Here is a 19,883-nt window from a genome sequence, read left to right on the forward strand (position 1 = left end):
ACTTCATATATTTATCTATATTTTTATATTTCTTTCTTTTTTATTTTTATTTTAATTAATAATCCTCCAATAGTTAATAAAGCAGTTAGTAATAAACCAAGCCAAACCATTCTTTCTTTATTTATGGACTGAGCTACTATTTCTTTTGGCTGATTAACTGCGGCTAAGTTATTAAGGTCTTGCTGTAAATGCTTTTTAATTTCGGCATTGCGAGCAGTAGAAAATTGTTGGTAAGTGGTGGCTTGTTCTAGGTGTTGAATTGCTTGCGGGGATAACTGAATATTTAATTCTTTTTTGATACCTTTTAAATCAATTTCTTTAATTTTAGCTAAATCTTCCCCAAAAGGAATTTCTTTTAGTTCCTTTTTCAGTTTGGTAATGGTTTCTTGGGCTTGTTTTAATTCATTATTGTTTAATTCTTGGTAAATAGTTTGTGGGGGTTTGTTGATTAATTCTTGAATTCTGGTGATTACTTGCTCTAAACTTGGCTGATTTAAACCTAGATTTAAGGAAGTATTTATTTGCTGAATAATGGCTGATTTTTCGTTAAGAACAGCGGCTAATTGCGTTGCTAAAATACTCCTTTCAGTTTTTATTACTTCATAATCAGCATGAGAACAATTAACCTGATTAATAGTTGGGCAAACATGGTTATTTAATTGGGTTTTAGCTTGTTCGGCTTGGGTGCGGTAGTTATCTCGCTCTTGATAAGAATTATCTCTTTCATTTGTAGTTTGTTGGTGGGCTTGTTTTTCGTTTCTTAATTGTTCTTCAAGAGAAGCATTTTGCTTTTTTCAATATTTTTCCAGGTCTTCTACTCAACCGGTTAGCTGATAATTTAGTTTAGAAGTTTGTTTTGGTTGATTTTTAAGAATACTTTCTAGTTCTTTCAACAGAATTTGATTATGCTCTTCTTTTTCCGCTTGGGCAGTGGCTAATTCCATTTCGGTTTGGTTTAACTGAGTTACTTTTCCCGCTAAGCTTTGTTGAGTTTGGGAGCGGTTAGTTTGTTCAATAGTTAATTCTTCGAGAATTTGGTTCTGTCTGGCTCGGCAAGCATCTTTTTCTTTTTGAGTTTTCTGATAGACATCTGATTTTTTTTTGTCAGCAACTTTGGCTTTTTCTTTTTCCGTAAGAATTTTTTCTTGATTTTCTATGGTTTCGTTAACCATTGTCGTAAGCCGACTGGTTTCGGTTGATTTTTCCGTAATAGTTGGTGAAGTTTCGGTAGCAACTTGCGTTAGAATTTCGGAGGAAAAAGTTTCATTAGAAGTAATGTTTGCGGTTTGTGAAGGAGCTATTTCAGTTTCTGTCAAAGCTTGAACCGGAAGAGTGATATTTTGGGTGCTAGTCTCAGTAGTAGCAGAATTATGGGTTGTGGTCTTAGTCTCCATCGGAAGAATTTCAGTAACCATTTCTGTTTGCGAAACTATTCCCGTATTCGGAGTGAGAGTCAAAGTTATTGCCGGCTCAATTTCTTTTACAATTTGAGTTTCGGTCTCTTGTGGCAAAGTTCCTATTTGCTGATTTTCGGTGTAATTCTCAAACGAAGTTTCTGGGGACAGAGGCTCTGTATTTGTATTATTTTGAGTTTGGACAGGAAAAACAACTTCTTCGACAATAGTTTGTGCTGGCAAAGTAATATTTTTTCTTTCAGTTATCTTTTTTTCATTAATCAGTTGCGTCTCAGGAAAAGTTTGTTTCGGAGTATTTTGGAGGTTAATTATTTGGCTTTGTAGTTTATGATAATCTTCAACCGTAGTATTCAAGTTGTCCCGTTTGACTAATAAGTTTTCGTATTCTTCTTTGGTGATATTGGGAAACTTGCTTATTTCATTAGTTAAATTACTCAATTCGGCTCGACAGTTAGTATAGTCTTGTCTTAATTCAATTAATTTGCTATTCGGAAAAGATATTCAATTCTCCGTATAAGGATAAAAAGGACAAGTATTTTCGGTAAAAGTATTATTAGTTATAACTAAGTCTGATACTGGGGAGGAAATAGAAGAATTAACTGAATTTAATCCTTGTCGGTAACCAATCTTGTATGTTCCCAAAAAGGCAGTAATCAAAGCTGTTGTTTTTAGTGGATTTTTAATTGCTTGTTTGAGTTGTTTGAATAAATAATCGGCTAAACTGTTGACATTATTTTCGTTAGTTAAATTTTCTACTTGTTGCTCAACTTCTTGTAATCTTTGTTGTGATTGATTTAATTGATTTTGCAAATTGCTGTATTTTTCTTCTGCTTGATTTAATTTCGTTGCCAAACTATTTAATTCCCAATTACTATCCATTAGCTCTCATTCATAGCGTTTCCTTTCTGATTTCTCGCGATTGTATTGAGAATGCAAATGATTAAATTGGAGAAGTAGACGAGTTGTCTGCTCTTTGAGTAAGTTTAACTCGTTTTGTAAATTTTGACTTGTTTCCTCTCCATCATTTATTTTCACTTGGAAATTTTTGATTTCTCGGTTTTTTTCTTCTAATTTGCGGTTTAATTCATCAATTTCATTTTTCAGTTTATCAAACTCTTTTTGTTTCGTTGACTCTTTTAGCTTTTCCTGATCCTCAGCCTTTCATTTTTCTTCCGCTTCAAATTGTTCTTCGGTTGGGCTACTTCCAACTTGGGTTTTTACATTAGAATAAGTGGACTCTTGGCTTTTTTCTTCATTAACTCCTTGGTCAACCACTATTTCTGTAGCATGCTGAGCCATGTAGTTATAGCCTATTCCATATTGGGTAGGATTGAAAGTATTTAGAATCGTGCGTTTAATTTCATATTTACCCATGAATTTTTCAATTTCTTCGTTAGTAACAGAACCAGCTGGTCCCCCGGCACTTCGGAAATCATGGTATTTTTTCAATAATTTCAATTTCTGATAAATCTCTCTTTTTGCTGAGCTAATTTTTGTTTCATGGAAAAGCTTTTCCAATAACGAATTATGGTAAAAAGTCCAAATAAAATCAGCATCATTTAGCTCTGCAAGCACTTCTCTTTTAACTAACTCAGTTGTATCTCTTGATAAAGAGTTAAAGTTCTTTTCCTCGGTTTCATTCTTTTCAAAATTAAGTAATTTTTTTAATCAGGGGAGTTTTTTGGCTAGAGGAGGATTTTTTTTTATTAACGATTCTTCTTTCTCATCGGTTTGGATAGTTTCGTTATCGGGGTTATGATTTTCAGATTTATTTTCTAAATCTTTAACTTTTTGTTGATTGGACTCATTAAGAGCCGCTTGTCATCAAAAGTCAACTTTTTCGTTTTTCCTTGCGGCTTGGTTTTCGGTTCTTTTGATAGGATTATTTAGGAAGTAATTTTCGTATTTAGCTGTCCTTTCTCCGAGAATTTTGTAATTTTGGAGAACATTTTCATCGATAACTCGATCGGTTCTTAAATTTTGCAAATAACTTTCTATAGTCACTAAATCGTCATGTTCTTTTATTAACCTAGATAAAGTTTTGATGCTTTGATTTACGGACAACTCGGAAGCTATCAGGCGTGCTATTTCATCCAAAATTTCCTTTTTTCCTTCCGCTAATTTCTCATCTTTCCTTAATTTTAATTCCGATTTTTCTAATTTGTTTATGTAAGGATGGTTGAGTATTTTCCTAATTTTGACAATTCCTTCTCAGATAAGGTGATGGTTTACTTCCCTGAATATAATTTGACTTGAGTCACTTGTTTCTTTTTCTTTTCCGCCTTGTTCTTGTATCGGTTCAGTTTGGGTTCCAGTATTTATCAATTCTTTGGTGCTTGGTTGTTCAAAAATGAGAGGAACATCTTTTTTTTTGCTAACAAGGTAAAGTAATTCCCTGTCATTACCCTTAATATCTTGTTCTCCTAAATTATCTAACCAGCACCATTTATCACCAATCTTTTCTTTTCATTTTTGTCGGAATTGTTGACATTTTTCTTCCGTAATGGAGTTTTTTAGTTCCAGTTTACCGGTGGCAAGTAATTCTTGGATATAGAAAACCAAATAAACTCCGCAATCATAACCATTATTTTGTTTACTAATTGGTTCAATGATTAGCATGTTTTCGACTACTTCCTTTCCCATAACTTGTTCAATTAAAGGCTTGATTTGTTCTACTTCTCTTTCCACTCCACCACCCGACGAAGTATAATAAACTCGCTTATTTCCTCCATCGTTCTCTAAAATAAACATGCCTCAGTGATTTCCGGATACCCGCAAAGGAAAAATAGTGTATTTGGTTTTGTCTAGTTCTAATTCTTGGAGAAATTCTGCTATGCCTCATTCTTGCTTATTTTTAGCTTTGTAAAAGCAATGGTAAATATTAGCTAGGTCAGTTCTAACTTTTCATTTTCTATCGTTCTGGTTTTGGCTATTTAAAGCTTGTTGAATAATTTCATGATTACCAAGGATATAATTAAGGTTATCATCCGTTAGTCAGCCGATATCAGGGTCGGAAAAACGAGATTGGGAAGTAATTATTTCGCCTAATCTGCTAGGTTTAGCAGGAGTATTGGTTGACCCCTTAATCACAGTTTCAGATTCGGTGTTTTTCTCCGGTCATCCTTGCTGTTTATTAATCGTTTCTTGATTTCCTTGAATTAATGATTGGTAGACTTTATCATGTTTAATAGGTTCAGGAACCAATAATCCTTTGTCTTTTTTTGGAATTTTATATGCCTGGCGACCTTCCTTGCTTATTCCTTTTAATATTTTTAAGGCTTTTCTAGCCTCTTTGGCATAAGCATTATTTTTTTCTTTTAACTGCTCTACCTTAGCCGAAAATTCGTTAAGAATTTCATTTTCTAATACTAATCGACTTTTATCCACTAAGATATCGGTAGAAAAAACTGATTCTATTTGCTCAATTTCATCTAGAATTGCCATATATTTTCTTATCTCAGTTGGCATTTGATAATTAAATTCTTCTAAGAATCTCTTGTCTTGGGAAGTCGCAATTTCCATTTTGCTTAGCAATTTACGTATTTCTTCCACTAACTGATAGTCTTTGTTGATTAGCTTAGCAATTAATTCTCGTTCTTGGCTCAAATGATTTTGCCACTCTCGTTCAGAAAGCTCAAAATTTATTCTTCGCTCTTCAGCTGAATCAACGATTTGCTTTTTCTCTTCTTCGGTAAAGAAATTTCGTCAATTTTCTCTTTTTTCATTTTCTTGTCTAATTAGAGAGTCAACTGTTTGGGAAGAAAGTTTAGCAATATTAAAAATATTTTTCGCTAGTAAATTATAAGTTTCTTGTTGAGAGTATGCTGACTTAGTCAAAACATCTCATCGGGGAGAAATTTCTTTTGTTTGAACTAAATTTCTTTTTAAATTTTTTTTCACCACTTGGGAAGAAATTTCGGAATCTCCTGTTTCTCCGTTTCATTCAATTAGTTTTACTTGACAAGCCCCTACTACTTCCTGAATAGTTTGTTCTAACAGAGATTGGTCTTCTAAACCAAACTCGATATTAAATTCTTCTTCAAAAGAGATAGCTAATTCTTTAACATCAATTTTTTTTTGGTCAATATACTCTTCACCGGAGGTAAGCAACAATGGAGCATTTTGATAATCAGTGATTAGTTTCTTCGCCACGCCAGTTTTGAAAAAAAGTTTCTTTCTTTCTCCTCCCATTTTGTTTAGCTCACTATTTAATTTTTGTTTGCTCCGGTCGTTAGTTAATTGTGAGCCATTCAACTTGACAACTTCATTGATTAATTCTATCATCTCGTATTCGGTATCGGCTCCTCATTTAATTTCGGTATCATCTCTACGCTCTCACCTTTGGTCTCTAATACGAAATAATAAAGCATCATATTTTTGGTCAGCAGTCAGTTCATACATGTCAACTAAGTCGTCCAAAACTGCTTTGAATTGATGTTCAGTTTCTTCATTTTTATCACCGTGATAAGCACTTATTCCTCCAACTACTCTTTCACGTTCTCGTTTAGCAAGAAAATCTTTGATAAAACTAAAATCATTGAAAACATTTTCGCTAACTGATTTTTCTTTTTCTTGAAGGTGTAAAAAATTTTCTAAGGAAACAGGAAATTCAGAATGGTTTTTAATTTCAATCACTTCGGCTTTAAATTTTTGCTTGATTTTTTCCTCCTCGACTTTGTATCATTCTTCTAACTCTATTAATTCACTTTCTTTATCGTTATCTCCTCTTTCTTCATACCATTTCTTCAACTTAGTTAAATCTTCTTTGTGCCAACAGGCAGTTTCTTCTGGTTTGAACCCTCTTTGGAGCAAAAATTCTTTTTTTGCCTTTTGGTCTTTTAGTCGATGCAAACGAATTTTCTGTCTTCTTTTGGCATCTTCAATCGAATTTTTGGTGGCTTGATAACGATTATAATGACTATTATCTTTTCGGCAAAGCTTTTTATTGACGGCAATTAAATCTTCCAAAATATGTTCCCAATCAACTTCATCTTCGAGTCGGGAAAGATTATGTTTATTAATTTGGAAAAGCATAGTAATATTAAAACGGTCAGCAGGGCTAAATTGTGAATATTCGACAATCTTTTTCATGGTATCAGTTAAGCGTCTTCAACTTTCAACTTTTAATTCACTAATCTTTTTGAAACTAAAAAAATCTCCTATTTTTTTCTCTTCCCAATATGTTCCGTAGCGATTCCAATTTTCCTTAATCCAAAAAGTCATGATTTTCTGAGCCAAGTGAGAACCAGCTACTTCAAAATTATTTTTGTTTAAGTGGAGAACATAATCATCGAGATTTTCATAATTGGCTTGGGTAAAATTAGCTTTTTTACCTCGAATTTCTCTTTGCCACTCGGGTTTAAAAAAGTTTTCAAAGTCTTTTTTTAGTTTGATAAATTCTCCTCTTTTATGGTTTTCACTTTCGCCAACATTTTTGGCTTCGTTAATTTCATCTAGTCATCTGTAAATTCAAGCAATTAGTTCATCTTTTCTTTTTCAAAGTGGTTTATTAGAATCAGTTTCTATAATATTGTTCTTAGCAAAAATTATTTCCTCTGCTTTTTCTTCGACTTTATTGCCCATGATAATCTCATAAGCTTGGTCGATTTTTTCTCAGTGACCCATAAACTTTTCGTAGGCTAACCTACACTCATCACTACAAGGATTAATTTTTTTGGTTAAGGCATTTTTCTCGCAACAGTCTGGTAAATTACAACCAGTTTCTTCAAGCCTAAATTTGATAAATCTTTCCATTAATTCTTTCGCAAATCTACTAGTGTTATCAGGGTGTCATTTTGCCCATACTTTTCGGCGAGCTTTTTCAATTTCTTTAATAAATTTATCTTTGTTCCTTTCTCTTAATTCTTCTAATTCAGTTATTTTGTTGTCATCCGCAATTTCTAAAATTTTGTATGCTTCAACTTTTTTTTCATTCGCTATCATATACTAAATTTTATACATTTTACAATTTAACTTATACATTTTACAATTTTCAATGTGTATTAACCAGAAACAAAAAAAAACAATGTCGTAGTATTAAGTTTACTTCCACTAAGCAAAAAATTTAAGCAACAACTTAAAATTTTAATATGGCAAATAAGAAAGTAACTTTAACGGTCACTATTGAGAAAAATAATTATGAAAGTCTCAAATCAATAATTCCTTCGGGAAAAATCAGCGAAATTGTTAATAAACTAATCGAAAAATGAGTAGAAGAAAAAGAAAAAGAGATTGCTAATGATTACCAAAATTGTGTGAAAGAAAAGACTTACAGAGACCACCAGCTTGAAAGTTGAAATCTTATTCACCAAAGCAAAATAAAAGCAGATGGTAAAAATGAAGAAGAGTAACAAAGACAATGTTCGATCTACCGTCAGCAAAGGAGAAGTCTATTGATTCGACCCTCTGAAAAAGACCGAAGAAAATGTTTCCCCGTTAGTGGTTATTCTGAGCGGAAAAGTGCATAATAAATTTTCCAGCAATGTAATTTTTAATACGGCCAGTAGTCAAAATGTCGAAACAGTGAGAAAGTTTTTTGAAGTTGCTTGTGAGATAGCCAACAAAAAAATAAAAGTAAGTGCTAGTGTTATCCATATGCTTAGAAAAAAAACTTTTCTAGAAAAAGCAATATATTTAGGAGAACTCCGCCCAGAAAAAGTGAAAGAAATTAATGAAAAAATAAAATTAATTTTGGATTTAGATTAATAATAATTACAAAAGCTAGTTTATTTTTACTTATCTTGACTTTGACTAAGACATTAAATTCCCTAATGGAAAGGTTTAAATCACCCAAGTAAGCTCCGACAGTTGAATGATTAAATTAGCCACTTTGGCAATGTGCGATGGCAAGTGCGAATTCTAATTAGCGAAACCCTATCTTTTAGACATCAAATCATATATAAAGCAATTTAAGAATCAAATATTTATTAAACCTAAACTCTCTCAATTACTCCGCTTCCTGGCAAATTTCTTTCTCTACTAGGAAAATCCAAAACAATTTGTTCATAAAGCAAAATTGGTTGCGTCTCGTTATCTTTTTCTTTCAACTCAATAATGCCACAATTCGCTAAAACTTGGCAATCTCTTCAAACATTAGTATAATCACGGTGGAGTAAATGAGCTAACTTATGAACATTAGCAGGCTTATTTTCCTTTATACAAGCAAACACTTTTAAACGAGCTTTGCTAATTATTTGATGAATAACAGCTAAATCATTCGCCATCATTACATTTTCGGGTTGCAAATACTTTTTGCCATGAATTACTTCCCTAAACTCCACAGACATTTGCTTGGGAGAAAAATAGGGGTCATAGCAGAAAATAAAGGCTTTGTTGCTTAATTCCATTTTATTTATATTTTTACTACTCATAACTACTCATAATTAAAATAACCAAATTTTTGATAAACCATTTGGAAAAACATTTTTCAGTTTCTAGCAAAGACTTTCAGGTAAAAAACACTTCTTTTTCGTTATCATGATAATGTGGCGGTTTGCCCACATGATTATCAAATAATACTCGTTCTCTTTTGTTAATTAACTTAAAAACAATTCAACTTAATTGATAACCCTCAGGAAATTCTGTCGCCTTAACATGAGGATATTGCCAAAGTCTCATTCTTATTACTCTATTCATTACTTTTATCCATCTTTTGAATAGTATTTTAAGCAATGTTCTAAATACTTAGTCAAGTCTTTTTGGTTTAAAATTTCTATTCCTTGCTTTAAAAATATATCTAACTCTTCAAAAGTTCGTGGTTGATACTTTTCAATGTGCTGTCGAAGGAAATTGAAACACAACTCAACTGGGTTCAATTGAGGAGTATACGGTGGAAGATAAAGTGGTATAATCGCTTTACTTCTCAACAGTTCTTTAATCGTGACTAGACCTAAATCTAAGCAGGATTGTCTAGCCCGATGAACTGGCACATTATCCATTATCAGATAATGTTCTCTATCTGGTGGAAGCCTGAGGTTAACAATAAAGTCGTGAAATCTTTGGGTTTCCAATCCACCTTCAAATAGTTCATAGCTAATTATTCCTTGTTCTTTTACAATCTGAATACAAAGGACAAATGTTATGTTAGAGCCTTTATTGCCAGGTCGATGAGAAATAGCTCGTGAGCCTTTGTAAGAATAGCCTCTTCTAGGAGCCTCATTCAGATGGAAAGACATCTCATCTAAAGCAAAAATAAAAGAATTTGAAGGCAGAGACTTGACTTTCTTTTTAAATAATTCGATTTCTTCTATTTTTGGCTTTTGTTCTGAGTATTGATAAGCAACTTTCTTATAAGTAACTTCTTCCCTTTTCAAAAATCGAGAAATAGTAGGTTGGCTTATCTTCAATCCTAATTGCTGACAAATATAGTTAGCCATTGCCTGCTGGTTTTTAGTATTGTTTTCTTTAATAAAATCAAGTAGTAGTTTCTTTATTTCCTTATCAATCTTAGACTTTCGTCCTGATTTTTTCTTTAAACCATTATTCTTTCTTCACCTTTGAAGAGTTCTTTCGCTAACTTGGCAAAAGTTAACAACTTCTTGTTGGGTTGACAAACCCTTTTGTGGTGATGATTTACACCTTACTATATAAAACTTTTCTTTACTCATATAATTATATTTTACGCTCTATTTAGTTTTAACGATAAAAAAAACAAGTCAATTTAATCAAATTTTCTCTTTCTGCTTATAAAATAAGAATATAAGATAATTATTGAAAATCTATTTTTGTCTTATATTAAGCGAGGATAATAACCTAATTTAAAATAAAAGAATGCTACCAAGGTTCATTATCCTCATTTTTAGGACTAACTAAGAAACTAGAATATATGGTTGGAAGCAAAAGTGACCATACATCTAAACCTAGTTAGTCATGTATACCGACCAAGCAAATGGGGTAGATAGAACCAATCAAAGAACTACACGCCCAAGAGTGGTCGGTATATATTATTTTTAACGTTTCATAAAGTTCCTTATGAAAAATTGATAACAATATTCCTCATGTAAGTTAGTAATTTATTACTAACTTTTTTTCTTTTTGCTTACAAAATAAAACACTAAGCTGCCAACAATAGCACTTGCTATTAATCCACCACCAATTATTCAAGGCAAATAGTTCTTCTTTGTTTGTTGTTCTTGACTACCACTCAATAAAGCATCTAGTTCACCTTTGCCGTATTTATCCTCAAAAGTTTTCATTGCTTTTTCTTCACTACTTTTAGCTAATTCATAAAATAAGTTAGCCGTTTCCTTTTCTTCCTCATATAGTTCTTTATCAGTGACTAGCACAGTAGTCTTTTTCTCTAATTTTTTGCTAAGTGCTATTAGAATTAAGATTTCTTTTTCAGAATATTTTTTTTCTATTTCTGCTTTGCTTACACTAGATTTATCATCAACAGATAAAGTCAACGATACAGGGAATAACTTAGTTTTCTTAGCTAAAAATTTAGCAATTGTAAGTTTAGGTTTTGGTGAACTAGATTTTGTCTTTGTTGTATTAGGATGCTTACATTCACCAAAACAACAATTAGGAATTTCATATCATATTACAGTATAATATCCTTTGGTTTTTACATACTTATCACTATTAGGCTGACCAGATTCTACTAGAACGACTTTGCCTTTTTCTCAAACCCAAAGATATAATTCTGAACCTTTTAAGCCTTCTCATTTAAAATGAATTTCTTTTTTACAATCATTACAAAGTTTATCATATTTTTTGCTACCAGTTCAATAACCACCTAAGTTTGTTTCACCACATTTACTACAAATAGCATCTTTGTTTGTATCTTCATCCTCAAAAGTGGCAGAATTATTTTGTTTAGTTTGGTTTCTTTCAGATAACTTTCATATGCTTTTATCTGCTAGTTCTTTATGATATTTATAATTACAACTTGGTGAACAAAATGTTATTCTTAGTTCAAAATCTATAGCTCAACCTTTTTTCATCTCAGGTCATTCTCTTTTGCCACAGTAACCACAATCTTGTTGGTGATTTCTTTTAAATTCCTCAGCACAAGAACAATTTTTATCACTGAAAATATGAACCTCTTTCTTGAAATTACCATAAGGGTCATAATACTCATACCTTATTGTTCTGTAAAGATAAGCATTTTCACTTTCAACTCAGCAGGATATATCACATTTTTCACAAATATGTTTGCGTCTGTTTAAGTTAGGGTTATTTCTGTTTGGGTTTGGCTTATTCATGTTTTTTCTAAACTTCTCAAAGCAATCATCACAAAGTTTTTCTTGAGGTCCAGGACCAACAAGGTCTGATAGTTTATTTAACTTGTTAGTTTCTTTTTTACACATATCACATTTGGGATTTGTGGGCTTTGGTTGTTCTTTGGGTTTTTCATCAATAGTGTTTTCAGGTTTTTGTTCTTTTTCTAATGCTTTAATTTTATGTTCAATTTCAGACAAAAAACAGCCTGCTTGGCGACCATGTTGTTGCTTTCCTCTTAATGCCTTTTCTAATTCAGGAGTTGCTTTTTGATATTCATCTAAATTACTTTCTAAAAGTTCTTTAAATGCTATTAGTTCTTCTTTACTTAAACCTTGCTTGATATTTTGTCTATTTTGTGTATCAAGATATTTATCTAGTTTCCTTTCTAATTCAGCAACCTTATTTTCATCAACTTTTAGTTTCTTATAACAATCTTCACAGACATAAAGTTTTTTTTTATCCTTAATTACTTGTTTAATTTTACCATCTGTTCCTACACAAGATTTAGTTTTACACTCTTGGCATTTTAATAATTCTTGAAGACATGGGTCACAGAGATTACCATCTCAAATTTTTTCTCCTTCTATACTTAAACCAGCATGTTGGGCTTCATTTATCTGGCATCTACTACATTTAGGATTGTCATTATTTCCATCACTGGAATTTTGATTATTCCTATTAGAATTGTTGTTATTGCGAGAATTGTTGCGGTCTTCAAACCAAACTACTCTCTCTCTCTCTCTCTTGCTGTGCTAATCATACTCATATTTTTTCCATATATAAAATTTTAGTATTGTTCTTAGGAATTGTCTTATCTTTTGTCTTAGGAATCATCCCTAGAATTGTCTATGAATAATGTAATTTCCAAGTTATAAAAACATAAATAATAGTATAAAAAAACTATATGGAACGAAAATGATATAAGAAGTTTTCTAAAAACAAAGAACCTTCTGAGTTGTCTAAATTAGTAAGTAAAAGAGGACTTCCTAAACCTTTAAAAGTTAAGTGCTTTCAGTGTAAAAAAACTTTTTTTATTAAATATGTGGTAGTTAGCAAAGGATATAGCAAAAAAAACAATTGAGAATACTGAACTAATCCTGAAGCTGATAATCTTGAGTTTTGAAAAGATAAAGAAGCTAGGAAGAAAGACAATCAAGTATGCGATGCCTGTCTTTTAGCCCTTTATTACAATAAAGAATTATTTTGAGAAACTATTAAAGATCCAAAGAAAAAACAAAGAATGAGAACCTATGTATATACTGGAACAATTTCAGAATAAAAACGACGCTTAATTTGAATAATGTAGTAAATTAATTAAATAACCTTTTTCAGTCATAAATGTTCCTTTGCGGTTGTAGACCAAATAATCATCATCCATCAGGTATTTCCTAATAATGATATTTTTAATCTTTTGCTATACCACTAAACATCATTATTAATAAGTATAGCACAGGGCTTAATTCATTGGCTCTGTCGTTTGTTTAAACGATAAAACAAGCGAATACGAAAGCTAAGCAGTTCATAACTAATTAGTTTTCCACTACTAATTAGGAACTTCCGGAACGGTTTGGATACCTAAGTTCTAGGCACGAAAGACCAACAGATAGCTTATAATGTGAAATAAAAAAGTTAGGTGTTGGCTACGATGACTAGCCTTCTGCTTGATAAATGAAAATTAACTAAGAATAAACATTTATAATTAATTTTTAATTTGCCAACTTACTCCAACATCCCTGTTTGGATACTCTGAATTTTTAACTATCCCTAGTTCACAATCCGGAGCAATCTTTTCCAAGTAAAATAATAATTCCTCCAAAGAAAACCGATTAATATTTCCTCGCCCAATTTCATAAAACTTTTTTTCGGAAATAGCTAGTTTTTTAGTCGCTTCGGCAATGGATAATTTATTATCTTGTTGATAAGCCAAAATGGATTTACAAAGCCGATATTTCGTTCTTTTTTCCAAAGAAGCATCAGGAGATAAACCAATATTCCCTTTTTTATACTTATGACTAGACAATTCTTTAATTATATCCTCATGATCAAGGAAAGCAACATTATTCTTTTCCATCATATTTAATTTTTGTATATTTTTTTTTAGTGCGATGGCAAGTGCGAATTCTAATTAGCGAAACCCTATCTTTTAGACATCAAATCATTTTGTAAGTTTTATCTTTATAATATACCGGCTCGAATTTATAGTATTCTCAATTTCCTTTGCGGCGTTCAGCAATAAAGCGGTCATTGTCTAATTGTTTGACAAATTCTTTAATTAAATCATGGGTAATCTTTTCCCAACCAAGTTTTTGCTGATAATGGTCGCTGATTTCTAATAAATTTATTTGACGATTATTAATTAGCAAATAAGACTTGCCTAATCAATCTTTACACGGATACGAAGTTATTTTTAGTTTTTCGGGCATTTGCTTTACTGTTTACTAATATTTTTCCTCCCAAGGGGTCTTCTTTCTGTAAAATAGCATTGGCTTTTTTTAGTCAATCAATAACTTTTTTAGTTTGTTTATTTTTGGCTATTTTATACTCGTTATGAGTTTTTTGTTCTCCACTAGGAATAATTTTGTTTCTTCCGTAATCAAATACACAATACTGCCCAGCTCTTCTTTTCATTAGAACTTCAAACTTCTTTAATTGATAAAAGAGCATACTCTCGTCTTTCTGACTAATATTTTTATTATCTCCATTTATCGCACCAACCATATATAAAATTCTAATATGGAACTAAAAAAAAAACCCCACAAAAAGTTTTCAATTATTTTAAGTTTCCATAACAATATAAAAAGTTAGGCAGTTCGAAGACGACTTAGCAATAAGGTTCGTTAGAAACTAGTTAGAAATTAGTCTACTAGGAACTTCCCAACCTGGTTCGGATACCTAAGTTCTAGGCACGAAAGATTAGCGTCAACCTTTTGAAATCCCTAATTGGATTAGAGTAAAAAGATTGATAGGCGACTACCACCGACTAACTTCTTACTTGGTAAACTAAAACTGGATAAGAACATCCATAATATATTTTTAGACTTTTTTGAAACCAAGTATGAGGAAAAAAGGGCAATTTTTTCACCTGCTAATTAACGCTTATTTATAAAATAAATAAAATTATTTTTTAGTTGCCATTTTTTAAGAACCTTTTTTATATATTTTTTGGAGATTATAAGAGTGGAATTGTTATAAAGAACTTTGTTTATATGTTTCTTAGATTATGATAAAAAAAGTAGTAGTAGTAGTAGTAGTAAAATATATATAATGACAAAAATAAATGAAGCCTACGGAGTACTTGGTCTAGAAGAAAATGCTTCGGTAATTGAAATCAGAAAAGCCTATTGAAAACTTTCTCTCGAACACCATTCCAAAAATAATAGTTCCGAAGACAACAAACAAAAATTTAAAGAACTCCAAGATGCCTACGACATTTTAATTAAAAGCAAAAAAGAAGAAATTGACTATAAAATTAATTTTGGAGTTTCCGAGACGGAAATTGCCGGACTAGACCAAGAAATAATTGAAAATTTTGTTTCCCAAGATTTAAAAGAATTCATTACCAAAGAAATCCAAAAAGTAAAAAATGGCATTGAAAATACTGAATTAGATACTGAAAAATTAATGGATTTCTTTTTACCCGAGCAAGGTCAAATATTCAAAAATTGGCTTAACACAATTTATTTAATGGGAGGTTTAGGCAAAAATGAAAAAGAAATTGGAGACTGAGTGAAAACCAACCTTTTAACTCCTCTTTGTGTGGCTTGTGAAAAGAAAGATTTTTTTGATTTAGAGAAAATGAAAGCGAATGAAAAAGGTTATTCTATTGCTGAGGTTTCCGATGAAGAATGAGAAGACTATTTAGCGGAATTACGAATACCAACCACCGATACCAGAGCATTGTGAAAAGCAAAGACTAAACTTTTCAAGCAAAAATCAATGGAGATATTCACTAAAAAATTAGCCGATAAACCCCCCTTATTAATTGACCTGATTAACATTGAAGCCAATTATCATGCTAATGAAAAAGATTTTTCTTATAACTCGTCAAATGATTATTGAAAAATTTGACTTAATAATGAGGATAATCTTGCTAATTTAAGAATAGATGAATTTTATATTAATAAAATTTTGAAAGAATATGAAAATGAGGAAGCACTTGAAAAAGCCGCAGCTATACGCTATTATGAAGTATTAGGATTACCAGAAGAAGCCAGTATTGAAGAAGTTAAAGTCGCCTACCGAGAACTTTCTCTTAAAAATCACCCTGACAAAGGTGGCGACCGAAAAAAATTTAATATAATTAATAATGCTAACCAAGTTCTCGGAAACGAACATCAAAAATCGAAATATGACCTTTGCTTATTGAAAGATAGAAATTGAGAAGACTATGATGATATGTATCTCAATCGAAAAGGATGAGTTAAATTCTCCAAATCACAACTTTTTGTTGATAACGATTTTGGAAAAAGAATTGAACTTATTTTAAAACAAGAATTTGAAGTTAATGATTTGACCGAAGAAACTATTTCTGATTATTCTAAGATTTGAGAAGGAGATGATTTTTCTGATTTTCACCATAAAGAAGAAGGCTTAATTAAATTTGATAAAGAATTAGTCAAACGGGCTCTCGAAAATTTTAAAGAATTCAGTGAACCGGGAAAAGGGTTATTGCAAGCCGAAGAATTTTATGCTAAGAAAATTTTTGGAAAAACTCAACCAGAGGCCATTAGAGACACTCGCAAGTATTTAGAAATTATTGAGTTTTCTATTGAAGTTAAAGAAAGATTAGAAAAAAGAGTAGCAAAAGCAATTAAACAAGGGAATAAATTTTTCCAAGATATTTTTAATAAAGCTGGATTAAATGAAGAAGAATTGAAAAACGACCTCGGAGAACTTAATAACTTTAAAAGTTGTCAGAAAAAGTTCAAAGACTTGGAATTAAAAAATCAGTTAAATATTGTCGACCAAAAATATAAAAGTTCTGCGGATTTTATGGGTGAAATAAGCGAAAAACTTAGAGATATAAAAAAAGCCAAAGATAATTTATTAGTCGAGATTGAGGAAGAAATAGGAAAAGGCGAGAAATTACTTGCTGAAAATAAAAATGTTAGCGAATTTTCAACCCAGTTTAATGATTTTATGACTTTGTTAAAAAGCACGGAAAATTATGAAGTCGAAATTGAAAAAGACATTGAGGACGGGGAGGAAGAAGTTGATTGAAGTGATGAAGAACTTGATAAATTAATGAGAGCGAAGGGCAAAGTGAGAAAAATAACCAAATACAAAACGATAAAACAAAATGTAATAGTTAATCGAGCATTAATTAACCGAATTCTCGAAGAAAAAGCCGAGGAAATCAGTTCTCTTCAAGTAAAATTGAAAGTACAATTAAAGGAAGCAAGTGAAAATACACCTAGTTGAATAGCATTTCAAAAGTGATTACAAAAAGAAATTACTGACACGGAAGACTTAAAAGTAAAAATCAGGCCGGAAAAGCAAGACCGGTATCAAATTTCAGTAGAAACTTTAACTAATTTTTGCGATAGTTTAGAAGCCACCTTAGACAAAAACTCAAAAGATTATCATTTATTCCCTGAATTTGACCAAAATAAAAGTTTTGCCGAATTGTTTCCTTACGAAAAGGCTTTGTTTGGCAAAAAAACCAACCGAGAAATGCCAAACACAAATGATTATGAGGTGTTGACTGAATTATTTAACGAATTTTCAAGCGGAATAGCAGCAAATATAAAAGGCAAAGAAAGTTCAGAAAGACCAGGAGAAAATCCTATTCCTTCTGAAAATAATGAGCCAATTAGTGTTGAAGAAAAACAAGCCATTATTAACTATTTAGATAACTTAATCATGGAAGTTGCCAAAAATACCAAAGGAGATTATTCTGTGCTCTCTTCCGACAAGAAATTTATTCTCAAAAGTGAACTGAAAAGTGCCCAAATGAAAGTTTTGAGAGATGACGAAAAAGCTAACTATGAGGAAAAATTAAAGAATGTTGACATCAATACCAAAGGGAAAGCAAATAAAATTCGCCAAAAAATATTCGATGAGATTGTTTATTATGTCAGTGATTTAAAAGGGGGTAGTGGTCAACTAGGCGAAGCCCAGGAGATTTCAAATAAAATTGCCGATTTAACTAAAAAAGAAAAGGAAAAAAAATCGACCAAAGAACCACCCGAAATTTCTACTACTACTACTACTACTAAAAATATAAATAGCATGGAAAATAATAAAAAAGAACTTTCTTTTTCTCTTGATGATAATCATTTTGATAATAAAGAAGAAATAGCAAATAATTCATTTAACAGAACTTCTGCTCTACTTGAAAATATTTTGGCAAAAAATGAAAAAAAAAAAAAAGATTTACTTATTCATCAAAAAAGATTAACAGCTGACAAGGAAGAAGAATTTGAAGTGTCAGCAGAGACAACCGAATCCCCCCTTATTAAAAAAATTGGAGAAGTGTTAGATGATTTAGCTAATATTCAAAAAGAAACTAATTTTGCCCAAGCAGAAAATACCCAAAAAGTTTTAAGAAAAATAATTGAAATTAAAAATATTTACCAAGAACAACAAGACCAACACTTAGCAGAATTGAATGAATTAAAAGAGGAGTTTGATTTTATCAGCGATAATAATTTTTTTAATACTAGTTTTACACATAATTCAACTTTTGCAACTAGTCCAGATATTTCATCTTCCCAAAACATCCAAAAAAGAAAAAATTATTTTGGCAGTCAGGTTGATTCTTTTGAACTTCAAAAAGATTTAGAAAAAAAAGAAGCAGAAGTAGCCGGATTGAAAGAACAAATTGAAGAGTTAGAAGAAACCCAAAAAGGGTTAATTAGGGATAAGGGAGAAATAGAAGAATTATTAGAAAAAAGAGAAGAAGATATAGTAGTTTTAGAAGAAAGACTCCAAGAAGCTTTAAGACTGGATTTAATGAATGAATACGACTCAGAAAATACTTTAAAAGTGGGCGAGTTGGAACCAACGGATAAGAAGCATTTAGAAGAGATAAACAAGATTGAAGGAGAAAAAAGAGTTCTTGAAGAACAACTTAAAGCAGTAAAAGATCAAAGGGATGGTTCTAATGAAATAATTAAAAAAAGAAATGGACAATTAAGTGGAGTTTCTCATGAATTTGGGCAAAGAGAAAGACAAAGAGATAAAGAAATCGAAAATTTAACAATAGAAAGGGATAATTTAGCTCGTGAACTCCAAAAAAGAGAATCAGAAGAGACATATCAACAATTTAACGCAGAGTTGAAAAATCAGCAAGCAGAGGAAGAATTAGAATTGGGGAAAAAGGTAGAAAAAACCAAAACTCTTCTCGAAGAAATGAGAAATGAAAAAGATGAAATGTTTAATAGTTTCCAGAACATAGAAGCGAGAATCAAAAATTTAGCTAATGAAAAATTTCGTTTAGAAGGAGCAGAAAAAATTAAAGAAACAGCTGATTTAGAAGAAATGATTAATGTTGTTAAAAAAACAGTTGAGAAGAGAAGTGTCAAAATCGCAGAATTTTTAAATGAAAACATAGAGAAAGGAAGAACAATTACTAGGCAACAAAGTTGAAGTGGAAATGTTTCTTCTCCTAATACTCCTTTTAATGTTCCTCACACTCCGAAATCGGCTAGAGAAAGCACAGGTCACTTTTCATTTTCCCAAAAACGTTTTCAAAAAAGGAGTTCAACAACTCTAGTAAAAACAGATATTGAATCACAACAAAAACTCGCTGATAGGTTTGAGAATAGTTTAAAAGCAAAGTTAGAAATGAATAAAGGAAAAAGTTCAAAACCACAAAATACTAATCAAGAGTTGAAGCAAATCATTCAGTTAGTAGTTAATAAATGAGGTCAAAGTCATGGTAAACAAAAAAAACCTGCTTGGTTAACTGGTGAAATTGAAGAAAAGTTAGCCCAAGAAGGAGGCACGATTTTGTTCCCCGAAGCAAGGAAAATGTTAGAGGAAGTTATTGACCAACTACAAAAAGAAGTCGATGAAGGTAAAGAAAATAGTAGATTGTTAATTGATTGCAATAATGATTTAGATGAAGAAAAAGAGGCAAACCGAATAAAACAAGAGAAAATTGCCGCCCAAGCAAGACAAATTGAAGAATTTCAAAGAGAAATAGGAGAATTAAAATTTAAACTAGATTCAATCGAAATCCAGTCTTTACATAACTTCGGAAGAATTAGGGAAGAAATGGAAAAAGTTAAAGTATCAAAC

The 19,883-nt window shown here is 31.3% G+C and carries 13 protein-coding genes; 4 read left to right on the top strand and 9 right to left on the bottom strand.

Features of this window, described 5'->3' with window-relative positions; translation table 4 throughout:
• Positions 1–23: 23 nt before the first annotated feature.
• Positions 24–7,358 carry a Ulp1 family isopeptidase gene (locus GvMRE_RS08450; protein WP_147410764.1) on the bottom strand — a complete coding sequence of 2,445 codons (7,335 nt, stop codon included), beginning with the start codon at positions 7,356–7,358 and terminating at the stop codon, positions 24–26.
• Between the two features lie 146 nt (positions 7,359–7,504).
• Here GvMRE_RS08450 and GvMRE_RS08455 point away from each other — a divergent pair, with 146 nt between their 5' ends.
• A complete protein-coding gene (locus GvMRE_RS08455) occupies positions 7,505–7,765 on the top strand; it encodes a hypothetical protein (protein ID WP_147410765.1) in 261 nt (86 codons plus the stop codon).
• Positions 7,743–8,120 carry a type II toxin-antitoxin system PemK/MazF family toxin gene (locus tag GvMRE_RS08460; RefSeq protein WP_147410766.1) on the top strand — a complete coding sequence of 126 codons (378 nt, stop codon included), beginning with the start codon at positions 7,743–7,745 and terminating at the stop codon, positions 8,118–8,120. Before GvMRE_RS08455 ends, GvMRE_RS08460 begins: the two co-directional genes overlap by 23 nt.
• 227 nt (positions 8,121–8,347) lie before the next feature.
• On the opposite strand, the gene GvMRE_RS08465 is transcribed toward GvMRE_RS08460, so the two are convergent.
• The 5 genes from GvMRE_RS08465 to GvMRE_RS13770 form a co-directional block, all read right to left on the bottom strand.
• A complete protein-coding gene (locus GvMRE_RS08465) occupies positions 8,348–8,761 on the bottom strand; it encodes an HVO_A0114 family putative DNA-binding protein (protein WP_147410767.1) in 414 nt (137 codons plus the stop codon).
• A 16-nt stretch (positions 8,762–8,777) separates the two neighbouring features.
• Positions 8,778–9,050 carry a hypothetical protein gene (locus GvMRE_RS08470; protein WP_147410768.1) on the bottom strand — a complete coding sequence of 91 codons (273 nt, stop codon included), beginning with the start codon at positions 9,048–9,050 and terminating at the stop codon, positions 8,778–8,780.
• Between the two features lie 5 nt (positions 9,051–9,055).
• Positions 9,056–10,021, bottom strand: a complete 966-nt coding sequence (locus GvMRE_RS08475; protein WP_147410525.1) for an IS630 family transposase — start codon at positions 10,019–10,021, stop codon at positions 9,056–9,058.
• 411 nt (positions 10,022–10,432) lie between these two features.
• Positions 10,433–11,836, bottom strand: coding sequence for a hypothetical protein (locus GvMRE_RS08480; RefSeq protein ID WP_147410769.1), 1,404 nt, complete (start codon positions 11,834–11,836; stop codon positions 10,433–10,435).
• Between the two features lie 493 nt (positions 11,837–12,329).
• On the bottom strand, positions 12,330–12,473 hold the full coding sequence (locus GvMRE_RS13770; RefSeq protein WP_172575304.1) for a hypothetical protein: 144 nt from the start codon (positions 12,471–12,473) through the stop codon (positions 12,330–12,332).
• 70 nt (positions 12,474–12,543) lie between these two features.
• On the opposite strand from GvMRE_RS13770, the gene GvMRE_RS08485 reads away from it, so the two are divergent.
• Positions 12,544–12,918: a hypothetical protein gene (locus GvMRE_RS08485; protein ID WP_147410523.1), complete on the top strand. Its 375-nt coding sequence runs from the start codon at positions 12,544–12,546 to the stop codon at positions 12,916–12,918.
• 420 nt (positions 12,919–13,338) lie between these two features.
• Here GvMRE_RS08485 and GvMRE_RS08490 read toward each other — a convergent pair whose 3' ends face one another.
• Genes GvMRE_RS08490 through GvMRE_RS08500 form a run of 3 tightly spaced genes read right to left on the bottom strand, consistent with a single transcriptional unit; the run spans position 13,339 to position 14,357 of the window.
• Positions 13,339–13,713, bottom strand: coding sequence for an XRE family transcriptional regulator (locus GvMRE_RS08490; RefSeq protein ID WP_147410770.1), 375 nt, complete (start codon positions 13,711–13,713; stop codon positions 13,339–13,341).
• Positions 13,697–14,062, bottom strand: coding sequence for a hypothetical protein (locus GvMRE_RS08495; RefSeq protein WP_147410771.1), 366 nt, complete (start codon positions 14,060–14,062; stop codon positions 13,697–13,699). Before GvMRE_RS08495 ends, GvMRE_RS08490 begins: the two co-directional genes overlap by 17 nt.
• A complete protein-coding gene (locus GvMRE_RS08500) occupies positions 14,025–14,357 on the bottom strand; it encodes a hypothetical protein (RefSeq protein ID WP_147410772.1) in 333 nt (110 codons plus the stop codon). Before GvMRE_RS08500 ends, GvMRE_RS08495 begins: the two co-directional genes overlap by 38 nt.
• A 546-nt stretch (positions 14,358–14,903) precedes the next feature.
• Here GvMRE_RS08500 and GvMRE_RS08505 point away from each other — a divergent pair.
• On the top strand, positions 14,904–19,883 hold a 4,980-nt coding region (locus GvMRE_RS08505), incomplete at its 3' end, for a DnaJ domain-containing protein (protein ID WP_172575337.1).

The organism is endosymbiont GvMRE of Glomus versiforme (genome assembly GCF_003546845.1).